Genomic DNA, 22,379 nt, shown 5'->3' with positions numbered 1-22,379 from the left:
GCCCGCGGGGAACACCATTGAAGGAGCAGCATCCCCAAGAAAAAGGATCACCCATGGAAACACCATCCGACGCCCACCAACGTGCCATTGTGGTCGGCGTGGATGGGTCACCGTCGTCTGTTGCCGCCCTGCAGCTGGCGATGAGTCTGGTTCCGCTCGCGGGCGACGTGGTTCATGCCGTTGCAGCGTGGCACCACCCCGTTGCCCTCAGCGTGTACACGCCCCTGGATTGGAACTATGAGGAAGTAGCGGGGAAGGCACTCGACCAGGCGCTGATTGATGCGTTCCCCGAAGGAATTCCCGCCGTGGTTGACCGCCGTATTCGTCAAGGAAACGCTGCGAAAGTGCTCATTGACGAGAGCGAGCGTGCCTCGATGGTGGTCGTCGGCTCACGGGGACACGGTGGATTTGCAGGCCTGCTGCTGGGATCGGTGAGTTCAACGGTCGCCGAGCGGGCCCCTTGCCCCGTCCTCGTCTCACATGGTGGCCTGGAGACAGCAACAGCTGGCTCCGGCACCCTGCCCGGCGTGGGAGCCTCCGCTGGTCAAGTCAATTGAGTAAAACGTCCCTGACCGCGCTGCAGAGCCATCAACTGGAGATCGCTGTGCACGCACCGAGTGGCCGCAGCGCGCACACCATAGTCGGTGGGCCTGAGAAGGTCATGCGCCAAACCGTGATCGCGCTCCGGGGCGGCAGCCGACTGAGCGAACACGAGAATCCGGGTGAAGCGACCGTGCAAGTGCTCCACGGTCGCGTGGAATTGACCGCTGGGCAGGATACCTGGAACGGGTTACCCGGCGATCTCCTTGTTGTTCCCGATTCACGGCACGCCCTGGAGGCAATTGAAGACTCGGTAGTGCTCCTGACCGTCGCCAAACACCAGTAAAAAGTGCTCCCAGCAGGGGACCGCGGACGCTCTCGGGCGCTCGCCACCACATCAAGACTCTCGTCACCACCAAACTAAGGACCCAAATGCTTTCTGATACATCCCGGCCGGTCATCGCAGCGACGCTTCCGGTTGTTGGCGAGAATATCGGCGAAATCGCTAAGCGGTTCTATGTCCACATGTTCGAGGACCGGCCGGAGTTGCTGGACGGGCTCTTCAACCGCGGAAACCAGGCGGATGGACGACAGCAGCAGGCGCTGGCTGGATCCGTTGCTGCCTTCGCCGGCATGCTGGTGAATCAGCCCGACGAAATGCCGGATCACCTGATGTCGCGGATTTCCCACAAGCATGTCTCACTGGGGCTTCAAGCAGATCAGTACCAGGTGGTGCACGAACATCTCATGTGGGCAATCGTCGACGTTCTTGGAGATGCTGTGACAGCGGTGGTGGCAGCTGCCTGGGACGAGGTGTACTGGCTGATGGCCAACATGCTGATCAACCAGGAACGCACCATGTACGCCGCCGTAAACCTGACACCGGAATCCGTCTGGCGCACCTGGCGGGTCACCGAGAAGATTCAGGAAACCGACGACGTCGTCACTTTTGTCGTGGAGCGCATCGACGCCCGTGAGGTGAAACCGTCGTTGCCCGGCCAATACGTAACGTTGAAGGCCCTGATGCCCGACGGCATCCACCAGCCGCGGCAGTACAGCCTCACCCAGGCTGATGACGGTCTGCACCGGCAGTTCTCCGTCAAACGGGTTCATGGCCTTCCCACCCCCGACGGTGAGGTGTCCAACCTGTTGTGCTCGAGCGTCGAGGTGGGGGATGAGGTGGTGCTCTCGGCCCCTTTCGGCGACGTGGTGCTCGCTGCCGGCGGCAGGCCGGTGGTATTCGCCAGCGCGGGGATCGGCATCACACCGATGGCAGGGATGATCTCCCACCTCGCCCAGTCCGAGTCCACCCGCAGCGTGACTCTGCTGCACGCAGACAATTCAAACGCTTCCTTTGCCCTGAAGGACCAGGTGAGCGCGGACCTGGCGGGCCTTGCTGACGCGTCGCTCACCACCTGGTTGCTTGAACCGTCACAAGACGAGACCCCGCCGGGCGAACTCGCAGGCTTTATGGATCTGAGCACCCTGGCGCTGCCCGACGACGCCGAGTACTACCTGTGCGGACCCCTGGCCTTCATGCAATCGGTGCGCAGTTCACTCATCCTGCGCGGTATCCCCGCGAAAGACATCCAGTACGAGGTCTTCGGCCCCGACCTTTGGCTCGCCGACTTCCAGTAATCCCGATCGCGCAGCAGTTCCTCTGGCTGATCTAGGGGTATAAAAAGGGCACTGGCCCCTGTTGGGACGGACCTCACCGCCCGGGCTGAGGTCCGTCCCCACGGACGCGCTCCGGGATAGGGTGTCAGGGTGAACCCGCCAACGACGTCCCCACTGTCCCTGACCCATCGGCCCTGGACAGCCGCGCAGACGAGGCCGACGATGGCGAACCTTCACGATCAACACACCCGGATTGGCCTGACCACCCGCTATCTGGAACGCGACGGCGCCCCCTACATCCCGGTGTCGGGCGAGTTTCACTTCAGCCGTGTTCCACGCCGGGACTGGGCCCGCCGACTGCAGGCAATGCGGGCCGGTGGCATCACCACCGTCGCCACCTATGTGTTCTGGATCCACCACCAACCGCAGAGCGAGCAGCCGCCGGACTTCGCCGGCCACCTCGACCTCGCAGCGTTTGTCGAGCTGTGCGCCGCCCACGATCTGGACGTGGTGCTCCGGATCGGACCGTGGTGCCACGGCGAGGTCCGCAACGGTGGGTTCCCCGACTGGGTCCAGAATGCGCCGGTCCAGCATCGGACGGATGACCCACCGTACCTGGAGCTGGTCCGCGGGTGGTTCACGGCGATCGCGGCGCAGCTTCCCGGGCGTTTCGGTGACACCTCGCGCATCATCGGGATCCAGCTGGAAATTGAGATCTATGACCAGCCCCAGCACATCCTCACCCTGAAGCGGATGGCACGCGACTGTGGGATGTCCGCCCCGCTGTGGATGGCGACGGGCTGGGGCAGCGCGGAACTGCCGCCGGATGAGGTGCTGCCCATGTACGGAGGGTACGCGGACGGATTCTGGGTTGACGCCGACGCCGACTGGGACCCGACGTTCCGTGAACACTACTTCTTCTCCCATGTGTGGGACGATCCCGGAATCGGCGCGGACATCCTCCTGATGAACGGTGGCCAGCGGCCAGACAGCCGCGGGACCGTCTCGCCCCAGTTCCCGCCGGTGACCTGTGAGCTTGGCGGCGGAATGGCCACGGCCTATCACCGCCGTCCACTGCTCTCCGGCGCCGATATCGCTGCCGTCGCCAACGCAAAGATCGGCAACGGGTCGGCCTGGCAGGGATACTACATGTACGTCGGGGGAACCAACCCGGGTCCCGGACTCCAGGAATCACAATCCACCGGCTACCCCAATGACATGCCGGAGTTCGACTACGACTTCCACGCCCCGGTCGGCGCCTCGGGCCGACTCAACGAAACCCACGCCATGCTGCGACGGCAGCATGCGTTCCTCGCAGCGGTCGGAAGCCGGTTGGCGACGATGCCTTCCTCCCTGCCGGACCGAATGCCGGGGGGAGTGCAGGACAAGGAGGTGCTCCGGTGGGCGGTCCGCAGCGATGGCACCAGCGGGTTTGTCTTCATCAACTGTCACCAGCCGCACGACCCACTCAGCCCACTGCCCGGGGCCACGTTCGACCTGCAGCTCGGCAAGGAATCGCTGAGCTTCCCCGACCAGCCGATCACCATCTTCCCTGGAACTGTCGCACGGTGGCCGTTCAGGCTCGAAGTGGGGAAACTGACCATCCAGTGGGCGACGGCCAGCCTCCTCACGCTCCTTGACCGGCCGGTCGGGGGCACCGTGGCGGTGTTGACGGCGGAACCAGGGGCCTCGGTGGCTGTCGCTTTGGAGGATGGGACGGTGCTCCGCCCACCGAATGACCAGGTGTTCGTCCACGCGGTAGGTGACGACGCCGTCGTCGTCCTTCCATCCGCAACCGCGGATCTGGCGTGGGTGGTGGACGGCACCCTCTACCTCTCCGCAGACGAACTGGATGCCGCCGACGACGACGTCGTCACCTGGGTGCGGACGCCAGGACCTCCGCCGCAGATCTTCGATACCGACTCGCTCGCATTCGTCTCCCTGACGCCGACTGAACCGACGGTCCGGTCTCACCCCGGACGGCGGCCGGTTACGGCCGAACAACTCCAGACAGCCAAACCGCCAGCACCCGGGTACGGCTCACATCAGGGGAGGGCCAGCGCGCCGGGTCACGAGATGCTGGTGAACGAGGGTGCCGCCTTTCGGCTTCAGCTCCCTTCGGAGGCTATCGCGGAGTCCGCACTGGAACTGGAGATCGACTGGGTGGGCGATGTCGCGGTGCTCGAAGCCGACGGGCGGGTGATTGCCGACCGGTTCTGGGACGGCACTTCGTGGACGGTCGATCTGGGGCCAGCTGAGGAAGCCCCCCGCGAACTGATCCTCCGTGTCTTGCCCCTGCACCCTGACGCCCAGGTGTGGCTCGACCCCTCAGCCCGAACTGACCCGCAGGAGCAGGGCCTCATCAGCGCAGCTGTATATTCAGCTAGGGCTGTGCGCCACAGCGTCGCAGCCGTGAGCGCGCGACGAACCTGGATAACGCGATGAACCCAAGCGCAATGTCAACGCAACGAAAGTGCTGAACGAACAATGGAACCGAACAACGAGGTTGAACACATCCTGGCACTTCACTGTCCGGAACGCCCGGGGATTGTCCACGCGGTTTCCGGCTTCCTCCTGGAGCAGGAGCGGGACATTGTTGAACTCAAGCAGTTCGGGGACCGGCAGTCGGGACACTTCTTCATGCGTGTTCACGTGGCCGGGCCCGACGTCGACGGACTGACCGAATCGATGCAGGCCGCGTTCAGCCCGATCGCCGAGGAGCTCGACCTGACGTGGCGACTGGAGCCCCTGGGCACCAGGCGCAGGGTCCTGATCATGGTCTCGAAGTTTGGGCATTGCCTGAACGACCTGCTCTACCGGTCACGGATGGGTGAACTCCCGATCGACATCGTTGCAGTGGTGTCCAACCATCCGGACCACCAGGACCTGGTCGAGTGGCACAACATCCCGTTCTTCCACGTACCCGTCACCGCCGACACCAAACCGGCCGCGGAAGAACGCCTCATGGAGCTCGTGGACCAGCTCGACGTCGAACTGGTGGTGTTGGCGCGCTACATGCAGGTGCTGAGCGATGAGCTGACCCGCCGTCTCAATGGCCGCGCCATCAACATCCACCACTCTTTCCTGCCCAGCTTCAAGGGTGCGAAGCCCTACCACCAGGCTCATGCGCGGGGTGTGAAGACTGTTGGTGCCACCGCACACTACGTCAACGCAGAGCTGGACGAGGGCCCGATCATCTCCCAGCAGGTGGTCGAAGTGGATCACACCTACAGCGCTGACGATCTGGTGACCGCGGGGCGGGACACGGAGCGGAAGGCCCTGTCCAACGCAGTCCGCTGGCACTGCGAGGGGCGTGTCTTCCTCCACGGAAACAGGACAGTGGTCTTGAAGTAGCTGGCCGTCCTGGCGGGAGGGCTTTCGCTCCAGACGGTCTGCACGCGGCAGAGCTAACTGGCTTTCCGCTGCGGCTCATCGTTGAGTCAATGCAGCGGGAAAGAGGGGGTGAACTGTTTAGGCGGCCTCTGCGAGGCAGCAGTCCTCGCAGAACACTGCTTGAACGAGTTCGCCGCAACATTGGCACCTATGATCCGTGTTTGTCATGAGCCGAGAGTACGGGGACGCCGGTGCTGCGTCACGAGTAGAGGGTACTCGACTCAACACCACCGGCGAGGTAGGTAATTACTCGCTTGTCGTGGTTCCAAGCCTTGCGGGTCAGGGTGCTGCTGGAGCCGACTCCGGGGCCGGGTTGCTGGGACCCTCGGTTGCATCTGCTGCGCCAGCTGCGGCGGAGTCCGTCGCTGTTTCCTCGGGGTGCGGTGACTGGCCAGATTCATCCTCGGCCTCGCATCCCGAGGCGGGGTCAATGGGCTCTTCCCCCTCGGGGGCACCATCTTCGGGGTTTGCTTCCACGACTGGTTCTGGCGCCGGGGTTGGCTGCGGGGATGGGATTGGTACAAGGGCGGGCTCCAGATTGGACTCGCCACCAGCTTCGAGGCCCCCTGCACCTTCTGGGTCCGGTGCCGGCTCGGGGTCACAGGTCGGTTCGGGGTCGGGGTCCGGAGTGGGCTCGGGGTCCGGTGTGGGCGAAGGCTCGGGGGTTGGTGCGGGCGAAGGCTCGGAGGTTGGTGCGGGTGATGGCGACGGCGACGGCTTGGGGATTGGTGTGGGCTTGGTGGTCGGGTCGGGTTTACCAGCTTCGGCCGGATCCGGGGTGCTGGGTGAGGGCTTTAGAGTGGGCTCTGGTGGCGAGGCCGAAGGGGCAGGCTGAGCCTTTACTGGTTTCGCTGGTCCGGGTTTGGCTGATGGATCAGCGCTTGGAGCGGACGACGGTCGTGTCGGCTTCGAGGTGGCGGCGGGCGCGGGCGTGTCCGTCCGGGGTACAGGGGTACTCGCCGACGGTGTGCCCGGGGAGGGTGCAGCGCCGATAACCAGCCCTGCACCAAAGTTGCCGGATCCCTGATTGGCAGCATGGTTGTGGGAAACCTCGTGTGGCATGGCGATCACCCACGGGACGGGTCCGCTGGCCCCCGACTCGCCGGGCTCGTAGGACGTCATCGCGGGTGTCTGGAAACTTGTTGCCTGGCCTAGCGGGGTGAGCGTCCAGCCTTCCGGGTCCACATGGGAGCCGTCGCGGATGGTCTCGAAGTGCAGGTGGCAGCCGGTCGACGAGCCGGTCGACCCGATGGCCGCAACCACCTGGCTGACGGCAACGGTGTCGCCAGCCTTCACGGAGATGCCTTCCAGGTGGTTGTAGGTGGTGATCAGACCGTTGCCGTGGTCGATCTCCACCCGGTTGCCGCCACCCCAGGGGTGCCAGCCGACGGCGCGGACGGTGCCGGCGTCGGCGGCGTGGACGGGTGTACCGCACGGGGCCGCGAAATCGAGTCCATAGTGGAATTCGCCCGCCTCGCCGGTGATGGGGTTGATGCGCTCGCCGAACGGGGAGCTCGGGCTGAGGAGCGCGAGGGGAGCCATCAGGGTACCGGGTGCGGGGCGGGCCGGGTCATCGGACTGGACGCTGGTGACCGTGAACTCGTCCGGCTCGTCGGCTGCCTTTCCGGTCGCTGACGGGAACCCCCTGAAGGGATCTACCGGAGTGAGGAAGTTTTGTGCTGCGGGGACCGGGAGTGCCAGGAGATCCCGGCCGACCCACCCGGTGGGGAGAGTCGAAGACGCTGACGCGCGGTCCGCCGCCGAGGCCACCAGCTGGCCGGGGGCGCCGCTGAACGAGCTCTGGTAGCCGGAGCCACATACCGCCGCGACAGCGATGCAAACTGCGAGTGTGGTCCGCGTTGCGGACTTTCTCAGTCCCAGCATCTTCGGGTCGGCGATCGGTCGGGCAGGTGTCACGTTCAGCTCCAGGCATATCCCCGCTGAGTGAGCTGATTGGCAAGTAAAAACCCGTCAAGCGGAAAGCGATCTGGCCCCCACCACCTCACCCCTGTACGGGGAACTTCATATGTACTCACTCAGCGTGACGCAAGCCGCACCGATGCGCAACGGGTTGGGGCAACGGACTTGCTAAGTTTTTGCGCAGGAGTTCTGCAGGGACTCGACCGAGTCCCTGGGGACGTCGTCGCCAGCAGCCGCGATCTCACTCAACGGCTCCGTGAACTCGGCCGGCAGCCCGGCTGTTGCGGCTGATTCGACCATTTCTGAAAGGAACTGCTGATCCGCCAGGCTGACTGTTCCGTCCTCGACGAGGCGGCAGGCCTGGCCACGGAGTTCGTCTGCGGTGGCCTCAGCAAACTGTGATGCAGCGTCGCTGGCTATTCCCGAGGCGCTTTCTTCAAGCTGGGCGCAACTCGAGAGCACGAAGGCGGCAGGGATGAGGGTAAGGACGGCAAGACGTTGTTTCACCGGGCGATTCTATCCTCGACTGCGCGCTGATAGCTTGCATGGTGATGGGCCTGCTTGGGTGTTTGTTTGTTCCCCGCGCCTTCCAACCAGCCTGGATGCTAGGAGACGGGAGCGGCCGCCTCCGGGTCCTGATAGAACGGATAGTCGGTGTAGCCCTCGGCGCCGTGTGAGTAGTAGGTCAGCGGGTCCGGCTCGTTCAGGGGCAGGCCCTCCTGCCAGCGGCGTGCCAGGTCCGGGTTCGCGATGGCCTGACGGCCGACGACGACGGCGTCGCCCAGGTTCGACGCCAGGATGTCTTCGGCTTCGTCCAGGTCGGTGATGACGCCGAAGCCGCTGTTCACGAGGAAGGGCCCCTTGAAGCGTCCGCGGATCTCCTGGATCAAGGCACCGGCAGGGTCTTCATGCAGCACACTCAGGTAGGCGAGGTGCAACGGGGCGAGGGCGTCGGCCACGGCGCCGTAGGTAGCGAGAATGTCCTCCGGGTCGGCGGGAAGGACATCCCGGCCGCTCGGTGCGGGGGAGATGCGCAAGCCCACGCGCTCGGCTCCGATAGCCGCAGCGACAGCCTGCACCACCTCGATCATGAACCGGGCGCGGTTCTCGGGGCTTCCGCCGTAGCCGTCCTCGCGCTGGTTGGTCTCGGTGAACATGAACTGGTGCAGCAGGTAGCCGTTGGCCCCGTGCAACTCCACCCCGTCCATGCCAGCCTCAATCGCGTTCTTCGAGGCCTGCACAAATTCCTCGATGACGCCGGGCAGCTCCTCGGTGGTCAACGCGTGGGGGATTGGGTAGGGCTGCTTCCCGTCGTAGGTACGGGTTTCGCCGTCGATGGCGACGGCGCTCGGTGCGACGACGGTGTGCCCACCGGTCGTGGCCTCGTGCGTCACCCGGCCCGCATGCATGACCTGTGCGTAAATCAAGCCGCCGTCCTCGTGCACCGCATCAGTCACCTGGCGCCACGCTGCCACCTGTTCCGGGGTGACCAATCCGGGCTGGCCGGGGAAGCCGCGGCCAGAGTCACAGGGGTAGGTGCCCTCAGTGACGATCAGGCCCAGTGAGGCTCGCTGGCGGTAGTGCTCAACCACCATGGGGCCGGGAATGCCCTCCCGGCTCGACCGGACCCGGGTGAGGGGCGCCATCACGAGACGGTTGGACAGTTCAATGTCACCAATGCTGAGCGGGGTGAAGAGAGTCACAGGCTGCACTTTCCGTTGGAAGTAGGTTCTGCAGTGAGCAACCACGCCCACGGATGGCGTATTCCGCAGCATCTCCGAAGGGGGACCGGAACCGGCGCTTCAGGGGAATATTTGGGCTTCGGTTTCCCTTACACAGGTGTCATCGGGTGAGTCCTTCCGGGAGGCCCGAAATACGGCGTCTTAGTCACGCAATCGTGCGAGAATATCCCCGGCACGTTGGCCGGGATAAACCGGTTAGACTCGGTGGCTGCATTGCCCCCGAGGGCACTAACGAATTCAAGAGAATGGCACCGGCATGGCAACGGATTACGACGCACCGCGCAACAACGATGAGGACAAGGAAGCCGAGTCCCTCGAAGCCCTTCAGGCCAACCGCGGCAGCAAGTCCCAGTCGGCTTCGGTTGATGTCGAGGACGCAGATACCGCCGAGGGCATTGACCTTCCCGGGGCCGACCTGTCCGGTGAAGAACTGCTGATCCGGGTTATCCCACCGCAGGAGGACGAATTCACCTGCTCCTCCTGCTTCCTGGTCCGGCACCGCAGCCAGGTAGCCCGCCAAAAGGGCGACCTTCTGTTCTGCCGGGAGTGCGAAGGCTAACACCGGATCGGGGGTCTTAACGGACGAGCCACTGCGCCGTCGGTGGTCCCCGATCGGGGTGTCGACGACGCAGCGGCGTCAGGCGCGGCCCCAGAAGGGCGGGTGCGTCCTACTGGTCGAGCAGATCCTGCGCTTCCTGATCGAGCGGCGAGCCGCCCAGGTGGGCGCTGTCGTCGCTGGCATCAATCTCCGATTCATCGGCCGGATCCTCGAAATCCACGTCCGCGACAGCTTCGCCCAGCGTCGGGACATCGGGTGCCAGCGCTCCGTCAGCGCCGTCGCGGAGCGCCTGCTCGCTCATGATGTCTTCTTCGGTCGCTGTCGCGGCCGGCTCCTCCTGCAGCAGCGGGTCGTTGCGCCACTGGTCGGGGTTGTCTTCAGCCGCGCCGGGGTAGCTGTCGGGCTGCCCCTCGGTCACGGGATCCAGTTCTTCCGGACCCGCCGGGTCGATTCCGTCGGTGATGCTCAGGTCCTCTTCGGGACGATTCGTTTCCTCAGTCAAGACATGCCCCTTTCGAGTAAACACGTGAACTACCCAGCCTACTGATCAGTTGATCAAAGAGATAGTTTCCCTAGCGTGGCTCAGGTTGAATGGAGACATGACTTCCGAAATATTACCCAGGACGACTACCCGCTCCGACCTATACCGACAGATTGCAGTCACGCTGAGCATCATCATCTGTGTTGTCGGATCCATGATCGGCGTCGGCGTCTTTGGCGGCACTCCCATCGCGGAGGCCGCCGGTGGCGCCCTGGGCTCGGACGCCACGCTGCTCGCCCCCGCCAGCGCCGCCTTTTCCATCTGGAGCGTTGTGTACCTCGGGCTGGTCGCTTATACCGTGTGGCAGTGGCTGCCGGCTCAGAAGGCGAGTCCGCGTCAACGGGCGTTCGGCTGGCTGGTAGCGGCTTCCATGCTGTTGAACGCCGCCTGGATCCTGAGCATCCAGGCCGGCTGGTTGAACGCCAGTGTGCTGGTGATCCTGGTGCTGCTGGCAGTTCTTACCGTGGTGTTTGTCCGCTACAGTTCGCGTCCCGCCGGCTCGTGGGTGGAGGCAGCGATCGTCGACGGCACTCTCGGCCTCTACCTGGGCTGGGTGTCGGTCGCCGTGTGCGCCAACATTGCAGCGGCGCTGTCCGCAGCGGGGTTCGACGGTTTCGGCCTCAGCCCCGACCTCTGGGCCGTTGGCGTGCTACTCGTCGTTGCGGTGGTCGGGGTCGGCTTGGCGGTGAAGGGTAACGGCCGGCTCGCGGTAGCCGCGGCAATTGGCTGGGGCCTCACCTGGATCGCCGTCGGACGCACCAGCGGCCAGATGGAGTCGATGACGACGTCGATCACGGCCGCCGTCGTCGCCGCGGTCATCGTGCTCGCCACCATCGCCATCAGGGTGCGTTCGGGGCGCCGTTCCGAAGCTGAGCCGCGCACGGCCTGAGACAACACCCCTCCCGCCGGGCGGTGATCTTACCGCTCGGCGGGAGGGGTGTGCCGGAAGGGCCAGCTACACGTGATCCCGCCAGCTGTACTGCGGATCGAAGCCCAGAACGCGGCGAGCGTGGTCAATGGAGAGCAGCGTCTCGTGCTCGCCCACGTCCTTCACCACCTCGACGTCGGGAAACACCTCGGCTGCCAGTGAAGTGCTGGACCGGCTCATCACCGTGTCAGCCGCAGCAATGATGAACCGGTCGAAACCGGGGCCGGCGTTCTCCAACGCGCGCTGCACTGCCTGCGCGCCGTCGCGGCCGTCGATGTATCCCCACAGGTTCCACTTCCGGGCCATGGCGTCCTCGTCGAACGAGGGGAACGTCGCGTAGTCCTCCGGGTCCATGACGTTCGAGAACCTCAGGGCCGTGATGCTCAGCTCGGAGTCCCAACGGGTCAGCTGGATCGCCATCTGCTCTTCCAGGTGCTTCACCAGGGAGTAGGTGCTTTCCGGGCGTGCCGTGTACTCCTCGTCGACGGGGATGTACGGCGGATCCTGATCGAACGGCAACCCCAGCACCGTCTCGCTGGAGGCGTAGACGATCTTCTTGATCCCAATCCGCCGGCACGCCTGGAACACGTTATAGGTGGACGGCATGTTGTTGTGGAAGGTGGCGGCATCCGAGTAGATGCCCGGAGCCGGAATGGCGGCCAGATGAACGACTGCGTCGAAGCCCTGGTGCCTGTCGTCTACACCCGAGAACGCGTCAATGACATGCCCGTAGTTGGTCAGATCGACCTTCACGAAACCGGGCCCGCGTTCGCCGAGCACATCCATCCCGATGACGTCGTGCCCGGCAGCCCGTAGGACCGTCACCACCGTCTTGCCCAGTTTTCCGCTGGCACCGGTTACGGCGAGCCTCATGCGGGGCGCTGCTCAGGAGAGACGGTCTGGGCGGGGTCGGTCTCGGCCATCGAGCCAATGGCAGCGTCGATCTTCGCCATCACGTCGGCTTCCAGGGTCACGCCCGAGGCGACGGCGTTGGACTTCACCTGCTCCGGCTTGGACGCGCCAATGATGGCGGCTGCCACATTCTTGTTCTGCAGGACCCAGGCGACGGCCAGTTGGGCCATGGTCAGGCCCACCTCGTCGGCGACCGGCTGAAGTTTCTGCACGCCGGTGAGGGTCTCATCTGACATCCACCGCTTGATCATGTTCGAGCCGCCCTTGTCGTCCGCCGCCCGTGAACCCTGCTCGGGTGTGCCACCCGGCTGGTACTTCCCGGTCAGCACACCCTGGGCCACCGGGGACCACACAATCTGGGACAGTCCCAGTTCCTCGGATACCGGCACCACCTCGCCTTCAATGACCCGCCACAGCATCGAGTACTGCGGCTGGTTGGAGATGAGCTGGAAGCCGAGCTCCTTGGCCAGTTCGTGGCCTGCTCGGATCTGCCGCGCGTCCCATTCGCTGACCCCGATGTACAGGGCCTTGCCCTGGCGGACGACGTCGGCAAACGCCTGCATGGTCTCCTCCAGCGGCGTCTCGTGGTCGTAACGGTGCGCCTGGTAAAGATCCACATAATCGGTCTGCAACCGTTCCAGGGATCCGTTGATCGACTCCATGATGTGTTTGCGGGAGAGGCCGCAGTCGTTGGGCCCCTTGGGCCCGGTGGGGCCCCAGACCTTGGTGAAGATTTCCAGCGACTGCCGCCGCTCGCCCTTCAGCGCTTCACCGAGCACGGTTTCAGCCGCCGTGTTCGCATATACGTCGGCGGTGTCAAAGCTGGTGATACCCATGTCCAGGGCGGCCCGCACGCACTGGGTGGCGACGTCGTTCTCCACCTGCGATCCGTGGGTCAGCCAGTTGCCGTAGGTGATTTCTGAAATCTTGAGTCCGCTGTTTCCGAGGTATCGATAGTCCATGCTTTCGATGCTAGGGCACCCGCTGCCCAATGAGGAGGATCACATCGCGGTGTCGGTTGCCTAAGGTGACAAGTTTTCCCATCCTCGATTGTCGCCCGGGGCCGGTGGCCCCGGCGCCGCCCGCCGGCTGACCGATGCAAAGCGGGTCAGCCGTTACACTGAATTGTCTTTGTGTCACCACCACTGATTGAGGAATTTTGGTTAAGTTCACCGCGCGTCTAGCCACGGCCGAGGAGCGGGATAACTGGGATGCGCTGGTGACGGCGAACCCCAACGGCGGAAACATACTCCAGTCGGCATCCTTCGCCGAGGTGAAGTCCCAGCACGGCTGGACGCCTCGTTTCCTGGTCTTCGAGTGCCCCGACTACACCACCTACAACCTGGTGATCGAAAAGCGGCTCCCCGTCCTGGGTGCTCTCTGGTACCTCATCAAGGGACCCGATGTCGCCGAGCCGGCCCATGTGCCCGAAATCCTCGACGCCTGCCGGGAACTCGTCCGCACCGGACGCCACAACGTGTTCGCCGTCAAGGTGGAGCCGGACATCTTCGCTAACGACGACGTCGACCGGCAGTTCCGGGCGGCGGGCCTGATCAAGACCTTCGACCTGCAGCCGAACGACCACACGGCGCTCCTGGACACCACCCCTGAGCCCAACCAGTTGTTGCGCAATCTGCATTCACGGGGGCGCAACGCGGTGCGGCGCGCCATCCGGGAGGGTGTTGAGGTGCGCCGGATGGATCCCACCGACGAGAACTTCCGCACCATGTACGCGCTGATGGCCCACATTGAGGACCGGTCAGCCGCGAAGCTGCGCTCCTATGAGTACTACAGCCGGTTTTGGAAGAACTTCGCCGACGCCGGTCAGGGCCGCCTGTACTTCGTTTATGAGGACGGCGAACCGTCGGTGGGCGCGTTTGTTATCAACTACGGGCTGAAGGGCACCTACAAGGACGGCGGCTCCCGGCCCAAGCGGTCCCAGTACGGTGATTCCCATTTGGTGCAGTGGCAGGCGATCACCGACCTCAAGGAAGAGTTCGGCATCATCGAGTACGATTTCTGCGGCACGCCGCCCAGCGACCGGCTCAAGGACAGCTCCCATCCGCACCACGGGCTGGGGTTGTTCAAGACCAGTTTCACCAAGACTGTGACGGACTTTGTCGGCTGTTATGACCTACCGCTCAGCGCATGGAAGTATCGACTGTGGAATGCCATCGGGGAACGAGTTGCCCGGCAAATCTACTGGCGCCGACACCACCAGCCGTTCTACTAACCACCGTTCCCGCCGCGCGCGGCCTACCTGATGAAAGGTTTTGCCCATGGGTGAAAAGACCGAGTCAGACGATGGCCGCAACCCCAACACCAACCCGGCGCCGGTAGCCGAGCAGCTGCCCATCATCCCCACCGCGGAGACGCCCGCCAGTGTGGTGGCACCCGTGTCACGGCCGGTTCACTCGCTGCCGGGAACCCCCGACGCGCCGGGGTCCGTGGGACGCCCCGGCAAGCCGGCTAGGGTCCCGTCGGCGAAAGGAAAGGCCAAGCCGCGTCCGACGGCCGCCAAGCCTGATCGCCGGACCTACTCGACACCCACCGACGCACTGCCGACCACCCCGCGTTCGGTCCGCCCCGACCGGTCCAATGCCGCTGCCCGCAAGGTCCTCCGCAGGCTGGTCCAGGGGGAGACCCCGCCCACCCAGGCAATGAGTATCGTGGAGCGGCTCGCGGGAAGCCCCTATGCCAATCCCACCATCCAGGCATCCGGGCCGGACATCAACGCCCGGCGGACCCTTGACTTCGCACTGAGCCTCGCCGAGACGATGTTCAGGTACGGCGCCGGTGCGCTCGAGGTCGAGACCAGCATCATCGCGGTCACCGCCGCGTTTGGGCTGGATAACATTGAAGTGGATATCACCAACCAGTCGGTCATCCTCAACTATTCGGCCAAGGACCAGACGCCCGTCACCGTTCTGCGCGTCGTCCGGTCGTGGACCAACAACTACGCCGGACTCCTGAAGGTGCACCAGCTGGTGACCGATATTGTCGGCGGCAGCACCACCCGGATCGAAGCCGCGGCGCGGCTCGATGAGATCACCCACAGGCCGAAACCGTTCCCGCGCTGGATGGTGACGGCCGCGTTCGGCATCTTCGGCGCCGCCATCGTTGGCTTCCTCGGCGGCACCCCGCTGGAATCGCTGATTAGTTTCGTCAGCTGCATCGGCGTGGATCTGATGCTGCGGCAGCTGGGGAAGTGGCGCGTCCCCGAGTTCTTCTCGGTGGCCACTTCCGCCGGGATGGTCACCATCATCGCCATGTTCTTCTGGTGGCTTGATATCGGTATCAGGCCCTCGTTCGTGGTGGTGGGCGGGATTTTGCTGCTGCTGCCGACCGGGCGGCTGGTCTCGGCCACCCAGGACGCGATCAATGGTTTCCCCGTTACAGCGGCTGGGCGATATTTGTCCGCGTTCCTGGTGTTCGCCGCAATCATCTCGGGTCTCGCTGTCGCGCTGGTGTTCGGTGCCCTGATCGGCGTTCCGGAGCTGGAACTGACCACGTCGGTGGGGTCCCTCTACCCGGTACCGGTTGTCGCGGTCCTGGTCTTCATCGCCGTCGGGATGATCTGTGTGGCGGAGCAGACCGACATGAAGCTGGTGATTCCCACATCACTGATCGGCGTGACCGGGTTCCTGCTCTATTCGCTGGTGGTCTTCCTCGGCGTCGGCTACCGGTTGGCCCCGGCGGTCGCAGCCGTGATGATTGGGATGCTGGCCCGGGTGGTGGCCTTGCGGATGGGTGCCCCCCAGCTGGTGGTGGCTGTCCCCGCCGTCATGTTCCTGTACCCGGGGCTGATGGTCTTCCGGTCGATGTACGGACTGACCATCGAGACCGAACTGATCGGCACCGGCACCAACTCCCTGTTCAACGCGCTGACCATTATCCTGGCCGTCGCGGGAGGCGTGGTGCTGGGCGACAATCTGGCCCGCCCGCTCACCAAGGGTGCCAGCAGCAACGAACGCCGCAACCGGCGACGGTAACTCCTAGCGCAACTGCCAGTCCACCGGGCTGGCGCCTTGGTCAGCGAGGAGCGCGTTGGTCCGGCTGAAGGGGCGGCTCCCGAAGAATCCGCGTGACGCCGAGAGCGGACTGGGGTGGACCGACTCGACGGTGGGGGTGGAGCCGAGCAACGGCTTCACCTGTTGGGCGTCCCGCCCCCACAAGACGGCGACCAGGGGGGCGTTCCTCGCCACCAGCACCTCGACGGCTGCACTGGTCACCGCCTCCCAGCCCAGACGCCGGTGCGAGGCGGCGTCGCCAGCGCGCACCGTCAGTACCCGGTTCAGCAGCAGCACTCCCTGCTCGGCCCAGCCGGTCAGGTCCCCGTGGGCGGGGACCGCCACCGATGTGTCAGTGGCAAGCTCGCGGTAGATGTTCGCGAGGCTCCTCGGCAGCGGCCGGGTGCGCTCCGACACAGAGAACGACAGCCCGACGGCGTGACCGGGCGTTGGATACGGGTCCTGGCCGATCAGGAGCACCTTGACCTCCTCCAGGGGGTAGCTGAAGGCACGCAGGATGTTCCCGGGCTCGGGCAGAATCTGGTGACCGGCGTCGACCTCGGCCTGCAGGTCGCGCGCCAGGTGGTGCAGGTGAGGTTCCACCGCGGCCAGGGCTGCTGCCCAGCTGGGGTGGACGACGTCGGCCACCGTACTGGGCGCGGCGAACGGAAACGGTTCGCTGTCCCGGCCCTCCGCGGACGATGCGCGCTGGGACGTGGTGGCAGCAGCCACGGGTTCCGGGAAGAGGGCAGCCTGATGATCCGACATCATCCCATCCTGCGGCTCCGCAGTCCCAAATGACAACCTTGTTATTCCCAATTACCATGGGGAGCAATCGGGCAGCGTGAAAGCGGGCTGCATTTTGCTAAGGGGCGGTGGAGAGTGACGGAAGCAGCGGGCGCGGATAACGCGGTGCAGGCATCCCCGGACAAGCACCCCCGGGCAGGGGATCTGGGCGACCGGGAGCAGCAGATGCTTGCCCTGGAACGCCAGTGGTGGAAGTATTCGGGCGCCAAGGAACAGGCGATCCGGGAACTGTTCGACCTGTCGGCCACCCACTACTACCAGATCCTCAACGCCCTGATCGATACCGAGGCGGCCCTCGCCCACGACCCCATGCTGGTGAAGCGCCTGCGTAGACTACGTACATCCCGTCAGCGTGCCCGCTCAGCCCGCCGCCTCGGCGCTGAGATCTAACGCCTCTCGTGAGCCAAAACGGGCACCCAAACCAAGGACAACGCAGCACATGAGCCAATACCCCCGGGACGAGTTCGACAAGATCCCTGAATCCGCCTCGCGGCAGGGCGTCCACCGGGAAAGGCTGGTGCCGCCGGGCTCCAGTGGGCTCGCGTTGAAGATCCTGGTCGGAGTGCTGGCGCTCGCCGTCGGGCTCGCCGCCTTCTTCATCCTTCCGCGGCTGGGCTTTGGCAGCGGGGCGGAACCGACATCCGGCCAGTCCACGGCGACCGCGACCGCCGACGCATCACCCAGCCCCGCGGCCGGCGCCGACTCGTCCGAACCAGCCCCGTCCGACCCCGCCACCGATGGGCCGGCCGGGGGAGGGACTGAGGGCAGCGACCCGACTCCCACCGCGGACCCGGACGGCATCGACCGCAGCGAGCCAGTGAATGTCTACAACGCCAGCGGAATCGGGGGACAGGCCACGCTGGCCGCCGGTCGGGTGACCGCCGACGGATGGACCGTGGAAGAGATCGCCGACTGGGGTGGAGCGCCCCTGCAGAACTCGGTGATCTTTTACAACGACCCCTCCCAGCTCGAAACGGCGCAGGAGCTGAGCGGTGTGCTCGGGATTCCGACCCTGATCGAGACCACCGAGGTTTCACCGGATGTCACGGTAGTGATCGGGCCCGGTTTCCAGTAGAGACCGACGGCGCATCCATGCTGACACTCGAGGGGACGAAGGTCCGGCTACGCGACTGGCACGCCGCCGATCTTTCCGCTTACCGCGAATGGCTTCGCCCCCATCAGGAGTGGCACCAGTGGGATGGGCCGTACTTTCCGCCCCTCACCACGCAGGAGGCCGACGCCGCGCTCGCGCGTCTTGCGGAGCAGCTTTCGACGGGAGAAAGCCCCGAGGTCCGACGCCGGATGGTGATCGCCGACGCTCTGACCGACCACCTCGTTGGGACCGTTTCCTGGCACTGGGAATCGGAGGAGACCGAATGGCCCCGAGCCGGAATCACCGTCTACGACCCGTCCCAGCGCGGGCGCGGAGTCGGAAGCGAGGCACTCACCCTGTGGGTGGACTACCTTTTCGCCGTCACCGGCTTCCGCCGCCTCGACTTTTCCACCTGGTCCGGAAACCTCGCGATGTGCAGTGTGGGGCTGAAACTCGGGTGGACCGAGGAGGCCAGGTTTCGTGATGCCCGGGTGGTGCGCGGGGTCGTGTACGACTCGGTTGTCTCCGGTGTGACGCGTGCTCAATGGGCCGAGCTCCGCTTGCACTCAAGCAGCCAGAGTGCTAATTATTGAGTTAGCACTCTAAGCCGCTGACTGCTAACCGTCCGCGGCTGGCGAGTGAATCGCACACCACTGTGGTGAGGGCCGTGTCGGGACGTAAAGAGATCGTCCGGATGTTGCCCGTCCGTCGCGGGCACCGCAGCAGGTGAGCATAAGTTTGCTGATAAGCAGGACTGTCCCCGAAAGGACCTAAGCCACTATGGCCAAGATCATTTCTTTTGATGAAGAGGCACGCCGCGGCCTCGAGCGAGGACTCAACATCCTCGCCGACGCCGTCAAGGTAACGCTGGGCCCACGCGGCCGCAACGTAGTCCTTGAAAAGAAGTGGGGCGCCCCCACGATCACCAACGATGGCGTTTCCATCGCCAAGGAGATCGAGCTGGACGACCCGTTCGAGAAGATCGGCGCCGAGCTGGTTAAGGAAGTCGCCAAGAAGACTGACGACGTCGCCGGCGACGGTACCACCACCGCCACCGTGCTGGCACAGGCACTGGTCAAGGAAGGCCTGCGGAACGTTGCCGCCGGCGCCGACCCGCTGAGCCTGAAGCGCGGCATCGAGAAGGCTGTCGAAGCCGTCACTCGTGAGCTCCTCGCCTCCGCCAAGGAAATCGAAACCAAGGAAGAGATCGCCGCGACCGCGTCCATCTCGGCCGGCGACCAGCAGATCGGCGATCTCATCGCCGAAGCGCTGGACAAGGTTGGCAAAGAAGGCGTCATCACCGTCGAGGAATCCAACACCTTCGGCCTGGAGCTTGAGCTCACCGAGGGCATGCGGTTCGACAAGGGCTACATCTCCGGCTACTTCGTCACCGACGCCGAGCGCCAGGAAACGGTCCTCGAAGATCCGTACATCCTGATCGTCAACTCGAAGATCTCCAACGTCAAGGACCTGGTTGCTGTCCTCGAGAAGGTCATGCAGTCCGGCAAGCCGCTGCTGATCATCGCCGAAGACATCGAAGGCGAAGCGCTGGCCACCCTGGTGGTCAACAAGATCCGTGGCACCTTCAAGTCAGTTGCCGTCAAGGCTCCAGGCTTCGGCGACCGCCGCAAGGCCCAGCTGGCCGACATCGCCATCCTCACCGGTGGCCAGGTTATCGCCGAAGAAGTTGGCCTCAAGCTTGAGAACGCCACCCTGGACCTCCTGGGCAGCGCACGCAAGGTTGTTGTCACCAAGGACGAGACCACCATCGTCGAGGGTGCAGGCAACGCCGACGAGATCGCCGGACGCGTCAGCCAGATCCGCGCCGAGATCGAGAACTCCGATTCCGACTACGACCGCGAGAAGCTGCAGGAGCGCCTGGCCAAGCTGGCCGGCGGCGTTGCAGTCATCAAGGCCGGAGCCGCGACCGAGGTTGAGCTCAAGGAACGCAAGCACCGCATTGAGGACGCAGTCCGCAACGCCAAGGCTGCAGTCGAAGAAGGAATCGTCGCCGGTGGCGGCGTAGCCCTGATTCAGGCTGGCGCGAAGGCTTTCGCATCGCTGCAGCTCGAAGGCGACGAGGCAACCGGCGCGAACATCGTGCGCGTTGCCATCGACGCCCCCCTGAAGCAGATCGCCTTCAACGCTGGCCTTGAGCCAGGCGTTGTTGTCGACAAGGTCCGCGGACTGCCTGCAGGTCACGGCCTGAACGCAGCAACCGGGGTCTACGAAGACCTGCTGGCCGCCGGGGTCAACGACCCCGTAAAGGTGACCCGCTCTGCCCTGCAGAACGCGGCATCCATTGCTGGCCTGTTCCTCACCACCGAAGCCGTTGTAGCTGACAAGCCTGAGAAGGCTCCAGCTGGCGGCGGCGGCGGCGACGAAATGGGCGGCATGGGCGGTATGGGCGGCTTCTAGTCCCCACCCACGAGGTCTCGCACCTCACCTGGCTGTAACCGGAAGGACGGCATCCCCGATAGGGGATGCCGTCCTTCCGGCGTTAAGCGGCTAGTACTGGAACATCCGTGCGTTACTCAGCTCGGCGTCGACGTACTGCTGGGTTGCGACCGAAAGCGAATGGTTGATTTCGGCCAGCGACTCCTCGACCCGCGCCTGGGTGGCCCGCCACTGGATGACCAGCTGCTGGAAGTTCGCCGCGGCCTGGCCACGCCACAACTGCTCAAGGTCCTGCAAACCCGCCTGCATGGTGTTGACCTCGGCTTGCAGCCGGCTGATCGTTCCCTGCACCTCTTTGTTCTTGGCCACGAGGGCGTCAGTGTCGACCTGGAAGTTTGTCATTGTTGTCCTCCTTTCCCCTCGACCCTAGGCCGGGGAAGGGCGCCGCGAATGGGCCGGTGGTGAAGTGTGGGCAAACCCCACCAAACTCAGGACATTGTGGAGGACGAGTCTGCTTCGACGGCCGTGTAGGGCAGCCTGATGGACAGGGTGGCACCGCCGCCGACCGTCTCCTCCAGACGCACCGAACCATCATGCTGCGCCACCAGCGCCGCCACGATGGCCAGACCCAGGCCGGTACCACCGGTCTCCCGATACCTGGACGAGTCGGCGCGGTAGAACCGTTCGAAGACCCGGGCCGCGTCTTCCTCCGAGATCCCGGGACCGTGATCGCGCACCTCAATAACTGAGTCCATCCGACCATGAATCACCGGAGCCACACCCACGGCGATCTCAATGGGCGTCCCGTCGGGTGTGTAGCGGAGCGCATTGGTCATCAGGTTGGCCACCACCTGCCGCAGCCGCGCCTCGTCCCCGACCGTTGGTGCCGGCTGTGCGGGCCCGCCGTCGAGGCCGATCACGGTGATCTGCCGGTCAGGGGCGATGGCCCGGGCGTCAAGGGCAGCGTCGTTTCCCAGGATGACCAGGTCCAGCGGCTCCGATTTCAGCGGCCGCTGTTCGTCGATCCGGGCCAGCGTCAGCAGATCCTCCACCAGTTCGCCCATCCGCTTCGCTTCGCTTTCGATCCGGCCCATTGCCGCGCCGACGTCGTCGTCGTTCTGCAGGGCGCCGTGGCGGTACAGCTCCGAGAACCCCCGGATGGTCACCAGGGGGGTCCGCAGCTCATGCGACGCATCGGCGACGAACCGGCGCATCTTGCGTTCGGATTCGGTGCGGGCGGAGAACGCTGCCTCAATATGCGCGAGCATCGCGTTCAGTGAGCGTGACAGCCGGCCCACCTCGGTGGCGGGCCGCTCCACCTCGACGCGTCGAGACAGGTCTCCGGCAGCGATGGCGGCGGCCGTTCGTTCCACCCGGCCCAGCGGCCGGAACTGTCGGGTGACCGCAATGAAGGCAATGCCGCTGGCGACCATGGTGGCCCCGAGCCCGACACCGAAAATGATCTGTCCCACCTCCTCCAACGACCGGTTGACCGTCGAGAGGCTGGACGCCACTGCCACGCTGCCCTGCTCGTTCCGCAGCGCGAAGAGCACCACCCGCCATCCCGGGCTGCCACTGACGCTTCCCGGGACAGTAAACCCGTCCTGCCCCCGCGCCTGTACCTGCTCGACATTGAGCACTGGGATGTCCGGAACATCGGTCGACCCCTGGGAGACGGTCGCGCGGAGCAATTGCCCGTCCTCGTTCCTCAGCTCCCCGTAGAACCTGAGCAGCGAGCCGTCGGCTGAGCCGTCGGGGAGGATGTTCTGCGCCACATTGGGTGCATTGACGAGAATGTCCGAGTCCATCTGCTCGATGAGGTTGGTGCGTAGCAGCGACACGGTGACGATTCCGGTGATCGCAACAGTGACCACCATGAGCAAGGTCATGATGGCCACCAGTTGGGTGCGCAGTGATGCC

Annotated in this window: 22 protein-coding genes; 13 read left to right on the top strand and 9 right to left on the bottom strand. The window is 64.9% G+C overall.

Annotated features, from left to right (window positions below; translation table 11 throughout):
- Positions 1 to 53: 53 nt before the first annotated feature.
- The 5 genes from H4V95_RS16335 to purU all read left to right on the top strand — a co-directional run bounded on the left by H4V95_RS16335 (position 54) and on the right by purU (position 5,511).
- Positions 54 to 557 carry a universal stress protein gene (locus H4V95_RS16335; protein ID WP_209731090.1) on the top strand — a complete coding sequence of 168 codons (504 nt, stop codon included), beginning with the start codon at positions 54 to 56 and terminating at the stop codon, positions 555 to 557.
- A complete protein-coding gene (locus H4V95_RS16330) occupies positions 554 to 886 on the top strand; it encodes a cupin domain-containing protein (RefSeq protein WP_196866064.1) in 333 nt (110 codons plus the stop codon). The genes H4V95_RS16335 and H4V95_RS16330 overlap by 4 nt, the downstream gene beginning before the upstream one ends.
- 86 nt (positions 887 to 972) lie before the next feature.
- Entirely contained in the window at positions 973 to 2,178 is a 1,206-nt protein-coding gene (locus H4V95_RS16325) for an FAD-binding oxidoreductase (RefSeq protein WP_196866063.1), read from the top strand.
- 129 nt (positions 2,179 to 2,307) lie between these two features.
- On the top strand, positions 2,308 to 4,602 hold the full coding sequence (locus H4V95_RS16320; RefSeq protein WP_209731089.1) for a beta-galactosidase: 2,295 nt from the start codon (positions 2,308 to 2,310) through the stop codon (positions 4,600 to 4,602).
- A gap of 42 nt (positions 4,603 to 4,644) precedes the next feature.
- A complete protein-coding gene (purU, locus tag H4V95_RS16315; RefSeq protein WP_209731088.1) occupies positions 4,645 to 5,511 on the top strand; it encodes a formyltetrahydrofolate deformylase in 867 nt (288 codons plus the stop codon).
- 318 nt (positions 5,512 to 5,829) lie between these two features.
- On the opposite strand, the gene H4V95_RS16310 is transcribed toward purU, so the two are convergent.
- The 3 genes from H4V95_RS16310 to H4V95_RS16300 form a co-directional block, all read right to left on the bottom strand.
- The gene (locus H4V95_RS16310; protein ID WP_312884065.1) at positions 5,830 to 7,467 is read right to left on the bottom strand and encodes a peptidoglycan DD-metalloendopeptidase family protein; all 1,638 of its coding nucleotides are present in this window, start codon (positions 7,465 to 7,467) and stop codon (positions 5,830 to 5,832) included.
- Positions 7,468 to 7,638: 171 nt separating this feature from the next.
- A complete protein-coding gene (locus tag H4V95_RS16305; RefSeq protein ID WP_196866060.1) occupies positions 7,639 to 7,977 on the bottom strand; it encodes a hypothetical protein in 339 nt (112 codons plus the stop codon).
- Between the two features lie 98 nt (positions 7,978 to 8,075).
- A complete protein-coding gene (locus H4V95_RS16300) occupies positions 8,076 to 9,173 on the bottom strand; it encodes an alkene reductase (RefSeq protein ID WP_312884064.1) in 1,098 nt (365 codons plus the stop codon).
- A gap of 295 nt (positions 9,174 to 9,468) precedes the next feature.
- On the opposite strand from H4V95_RS16300, the gene H4V95_RS16295 reads away from it, so the two are divergent.
- The gene (locus H4V95_RS16295) at positions 9,469 to 9,771 is read left to right on the top strand and encodes a DUF4193 domain-containing protein (RefSeq protein WP_026553250.1); all 303 of its coding nucleotides are present in this window, start codon (positions 9,469 to 9,471) and stop codon (positions 9,769 to 9,771) included.
- A 109-nt stretch (positions 9,772 to 9,880) separates the two neighbouring features.
- Here H4V95_RS16295 and H4V95_RS16290 read toward each other — a convergent pair whose 3' ends face one another.
- A complete protein-coding gene (locus H4V95_RS16290; protein WP_209731086.1) occupies positions 9,881 to 10,273 on the bottom strand; it encodes a hypothetical protein in 393 nt (130 codons plus the stop codon).
- Between the two features lie 97 nt (positions 10,274 to 10,370).
- Between H4V95_RS16290 and H4V95_RS16285 the strand changes: the two genes are divergently transcribed.
- Complete coding sequence (locus H4V95_RS16285; protein WP_209731085.1) at positions 10,371 to 11,201, top strand: tryptophan-rich sensory protein; 831 nt, start codon at positions 10,371 to 10,373, stop codon at positions 11,199 to 11,201.
- Between the two features lie 66 nt (positions 11,202 to 11,267).
- Here H4V95_RS16285 and H4V95_RS16280 read toward each other — a convergent pair whose 3' ends face one another.
- Entirely contained in the window at positions 11,268 to 12,113 is an 846-nt protein-coding gene (locus tag H4V95_RS16280; protein WP_196866056.1) for an NAD(P)-dependent oxidoreductase, read from the bottom strand.
- Positions 12,110 to 13,114: an aldo/keto reductase family protein gene (locus tag H4V95_RS16275; RefSeq protein ID WP_196866055.1), complete on the bottom strand. Its 1,005-nt coding sequence runs from the start codon at positions 13,112 to 13,114 to the stop codon at positions 12,110 to 12,112. The genes H4V95_RS16280 and H4V95_RS16275 overlap by 4 nt, the downstream gene beginning before the upstream one ends.
- 197 nt (positions 13,115 to 13,311) lie before the next feature.
- Between H4V95_RS16275 and H4V95_RS16270 the strand changes: the two genes are divergently transcribed.
- Positions 13,312 to 14,385 carry a peptidoglycan bridge formation glycyltransferase FemA/FemB family protein gene (locus H4V95_RS16270; RefSeq protein WP_209731084.1) on the top strand — a complete coding sequence of 358 codons (1,074 nt, stop codon included), beginning with the start codon at positions 13,312 to 13,314 and terminating at the stop codon, positions 14,383 to 14,385.
- Positions 14,386 to 14,431: 46 nt separating this feature from the next.
- Entirely contained in the window at positions 14,432 to 16,144 is a 1,713-nt protein-coding gene (locus tag H4V95_RS16265; protein WP_196866053.1) for a threonine/serine exporter ThrE family protein, read from the top strand.
- A gap of 3 nt (positions 16,145 to 16,147) precedes the next feature.
- Here the strand turns inward: H4V95_RS16265 and H4V95_RS16260 are convergent, their stop codons facing one another.
- Entirely contained in the window at positions 16,148 to 16,930 is a 783-nt protein-coding gene (locus H4V95_RS16260) for a uracil-DNA glycosylase (RefSeq protein ID WP_209731083.1), read from the bottom strand.
- 144 nt (positions 16,931 to 17,074) lie between these two features.
- Here H4V95_RS16260 and H4V95_RS16255 point away from each other — a divergent pair, with 144 nt between their 5' ends.
- The 4 genes from H4V95_RS16255 to groL all read left to right on the top strand — a co-directional run bounded on the left by H4V95_RS16255 (position 17,075) and on the right by groL (position 20,480).
- The gene (locus H4V95_RS16255) at positions 17,075 to 17,359 is read left to right on the top strand and encodes a DUF3263 domain-containing protein (protein ID WP_312884110.1); all 285 of its coding nucleotides are present in this window, start codon (positions 17,075 to 17,077) and stop codon (positions 17,357 to 17,359) included.
- 49 nt (positions 17,360 to 17,408) lie between these two features.
- Positions 17,409 to 18,044, top strand: a complete 636-nt coding sequence (locus H4V95_RS16250; protein WP_209731081.1) for a LytR C-terminal domain-containing protein — start codon at positions 17,409 to 17,411, stop codon at positions 18,042 to 18,044.
- A 17-nt stretch (positions 18,045 to 18,061) separates the two neighbouring features.
- On the top strand, positions 18,062 to 18,655 hold the full coding sequence (locus tag H4V95_RS16245; protein WP_209731080.1) for a GNAT family N-acetyltransferase: 594 nt from the start codon (positions 18,062 to 18,064) through the stop codon (positions 18,653 to 18,655).
- Between the two features lie 187 nt (positions 18,656 to 18,842).
- Positions 18,843 to 20,480 (top strand): chaperonin GroEL, encoded by a 1,638-nt coding sequence (groL, locus tag H4V95_RS16240; protein ID WP_196866048.1) that lies wholly within the window; start codon positions 18,843 to 18,845, stop codon positions 20,478 to 20,480.
- Positions 20,481 to 20,570: 90 nt separating this feature from the next.
- Here the strand turns inward: groL and H4V95_RS16235 are convergent, their stop codons facing one another.
- The gene (locus tag H4V95_RS16235) at positions 20,571 to 20,861 is read right to left on the bottom strand and encodes a WXG100 family type VII secretion target (protein ID WP_209731079.1); all 291 of its coding nucleotides are present in this window, start codon (positions 20,859 to 20,861) and stop codon (positions 20,571 to 20,573) included.
- Positions 20,862 to 20,947: 86 nt separating this feature from the next.
- Positions 20,948 to 22,348 (bottom strand): cell wall metabolism sensor histidine kinase WalK, encoded by a 1,401-nt coding sequence (locus tag H4V95_RS16230; protein WP_245345752.1) that lies wholly within the window; start codon positions 22,346 to 22,348, stop codon positions 20,948 to 20,950.
- Positions 22,349 to 22,379 lie beyond the last annotated feature (31 nt).

The sequence above is a fragment of the Arthrobacter sp. CAN_C5 genome (assembly GCF_017875735.1).
Classification (GTDB): domain Bacteria; phylum Actinomycetota; class Actinomycetes; order Actinomycetales; family Micrococcaceae; genus Arthrobacter_D.
The sequence above is the reverse complement of the archived record's forward strand: the minus strand, read 5'-3'. Positions and strand labels throughout refer to the sequence as shown.

What these genes read in the sequence shown, in the direction of transcription:
- H4V95_RS16335 (WP_209731090.1), top strand. Translation starts at nt 54, where the DNA reads ATGGAAACACCATCCGACGCCCACCAACGTGCCATTGTGGTCGGCGTG.
- H4V95_RS16325 (WP_196866063.1), top strand. Translation starts at nt 973, where the DNA reads ATGCTTTCTGATACATCCCGGCCGGTCATCGCAGCGACGCTTCCGGTT.
- purU (WP_209731088.1), top strand. Translation starts at nt 4,645, where the DNA reads ATGGAACCGAACAACGAGGTTGAACACATCCTGGCACTTCACTGTCCG.
- H4V95_RS16295 (WP_026553250.1), top strand. Translation starts at nt 9,469, where the DNA reads ATGGCAACGGATTACGACGCACCGCGCAACAACGATGAGGACAAGGAA.
- H4V95_RS16285 (WP_209731085.1), top strand. Translation starts at nt 10,371, where the DNA reads ATGACTTCCGAAATATTACCCAGGACGACTACCCGCTCCGACCTATAC.
- H4V95_RS16280 (WP_196866056.1), bottom strand. Translation starts at nt 12,113, where the DNA reads ATGAGGCTCGCCGTAACCGGTGCCAGCGGAAAACTGGGCAAGACGGTG.
- H4V95_RS16275 (WP_196866055.1), bottom strand. Translation starts at nt 13,114, where the DNA reads ATGGACTATCGATACCTCGGAAACAGCGGACTCAAGATTTCAGAAATC.
- H4V95_RS16265 (WP_196866053.1), top strand. Translation starts at nt 14,432, where the DNA reads ATGGGTGAAAAGACCGAGTCAGACGATGGCCGCAACCCCAACACCAAC.
- H4V95_RS16260 (WP_209731083.1), bottom strand. Translation starts at nt 16,930, where the DNA reads ATGTCGGATCATCAGGCTGCCCTCTTCCCGGAACCCGTGGCTGCTGCC.
- H4V95_RS16250 (WP_209731081.1), top strand. Translation starts at nt 17,409, where the DNA reads ATGAGCCAATACCCCCGGGACGAGTTCGACAAGATCCCTGAATCCGCC.
- H4V95_RS16245 (WP_209731080.1), top strand. Translation starts at nt 18,062, where the DNA reads ATGCTGACACTCGAGGGGACGAAGGTCCGGCTACGCGACTGGCACGCC.
- groL (WP_196866048.1), top strand. Translation starts at nt 18,843, where the DNA reads ATGGCCAAGATCATTTCTTTTGATGAAGAGGCACGCCGCGGCCTCGAG.
- H4V95_RS16235 (WP_209731079.1), bottom strand. Translation starts at nt 20,861, where the DNA reads ATGACAAACTTCCAGGTCGACACTGACGCCCTCGTGGCCAAGAACAAA.
- H4V95_RS16230 (WP_245345752.1), bottom strand. Translation starts at nt 22,348, where the DNA reads ATGACCTTGCTCATGGTGGTCACTGTTGCGATCACCGGAATCGTCACC.